We start from the raw sequence: 1,437 nt of genomic DNA, 5'->3' as shown, positions 1-1,437 counted from the left end.
TCTGGTTCGGTTCTTTCAGAACCGCACAGTGGATGCGTAGCGTCTTCGTAGCAAGTCCTCGGCCTATTAGTACCGGTCAACTCCAGCCGTTACCGACCTTCCATCTCCGGCCTATCAACCCAATAGTCTCTTGGGGGCCTTAACCCACAAAGGGTGGGATACCTCATCTAGGAACGAGCTTCCCGCTTAGATGCTTTCAGCGGTTATCCCTTCCGAACGTAGCCAACCAGCAATGCCCTTGGCAGGACAACTGGCACACCAGAGGTCCGTCCGTCCCGGTCCTCTCGTACTAGGGACAGCCTTCCGCAAGTATCCTACGCGCGCGGCGGATAGGGACCGAACTGTCTCACGACGTTCTAAACCCAGCTCGCGTACCGCTTTAATGGGCGAACAGCCCAACCCTTGGGACCTACTCCAGCCCCAGGATGCGACGAGCCGACATCGAGGTGCCAAACCATGCCGTCGATATGGACTCTTGGGCAAGATCAGCCTGTTATCCCCGGGGTACCTTTTATCCGTTGAGCGACCACGCTTCCACAAGCCATGGCCGGATCACTAGTTCCGACTTTCGTCCCTGCTCGACCCGTCGGTCTCACAGTCAAGCCCCCTTGTGCACTTGCACTCGACACCTGATTGCCAACCAGGCTGAGGGAACCTTTGAGCGCCTCCGTTACCCTTTGGGAGGCAACCGCCCCAGTTAAACTACCCACCAGGCACTGTCCCTGATCCGGATCACGGACCGAGGTTAGACATCCAGTACGACCAGAGTGGTATTTCAACGACGACTCCACACCAACTGGCGTTGGCGCTTCACAGTCTCCCACCTATCCTACACAAGCCGAACCGAACACCAATACCAAGCTATAGTAAAGGTCCCGGGGTCTTTCCGTCCTGCCGCGCGTAACGAGCATCTTTACTCGTAGTGCAATTTCGCCGGGCCTGTGGTTGAGACAGTCGAGAAGTCGTTACGCCATTCGTGCAGGTCGGAACTTACCCGACAAGGAATTTCGCTACCTTAGGATGGTTATAGTTACCACCGCCGTTTACTGGCGCTTAAGTTCTCAGCTTCGCCCCGAAGAGCTAACCGGTCCCCTTAACGTTCCAGCACCGGGCAGGCGTCAGTCCGTATACATCGTCTTGCGACTTCGCACGGACCTGTGTTTTTAGTAAACAGTCGCTTCTCGCTGGTCTCTGCGGCCGAAAAATCCTAGCCCGCAAGGGGCTTCAAATCCCTCGGCCCCCCTTCTCCCGAAGTTACGGGGGCATTTTGCCGAGTTCCTTAACCACAGTTCGCCCGATCGCCTCGGTATTCTCTACCTGACCACCTGTGTCGGTTTGGGGTACGGGCCGCATGAACACTCACTAGAGGCTTTTCTCGGCAGCATGGGATCACCCTACTTCGCCTCAATCGGCTATGCATCACGTCTCAGCCTTGGT

The 1,437-nt window shown here is 56.5% G+C and carries 1 rRNA gene (running past one end of the window); it reads right to left on the bottom strand.

The features are described 5' to 3' along the window. Nucleotides 1-46 precede the first annotated feature (46 nt). Nucleotides 47-1,437: ribosomal RNA gene (locus AB0A74_RS42440) — 23S ribosomal RNA — on the bottom strand; it runs 1,787 nt beyond the window's last position.

Source organism: Saccharothrix sp. NPDC042600 (genome assembly GCF_040647305.1).
GTDB classification, from domain to species: Bacteria; Actinomycetota; Actinomycetes; order Mycobacteriales; family Pseudonocardiaceae; genus Actinosynnema; species Actinosynnema mutabilis.
The sequence above is the reverse complement of the archived record's forward strand: the minus strand, read 5'-3'. Positions and strand labels throughout refer to the sequence as shown.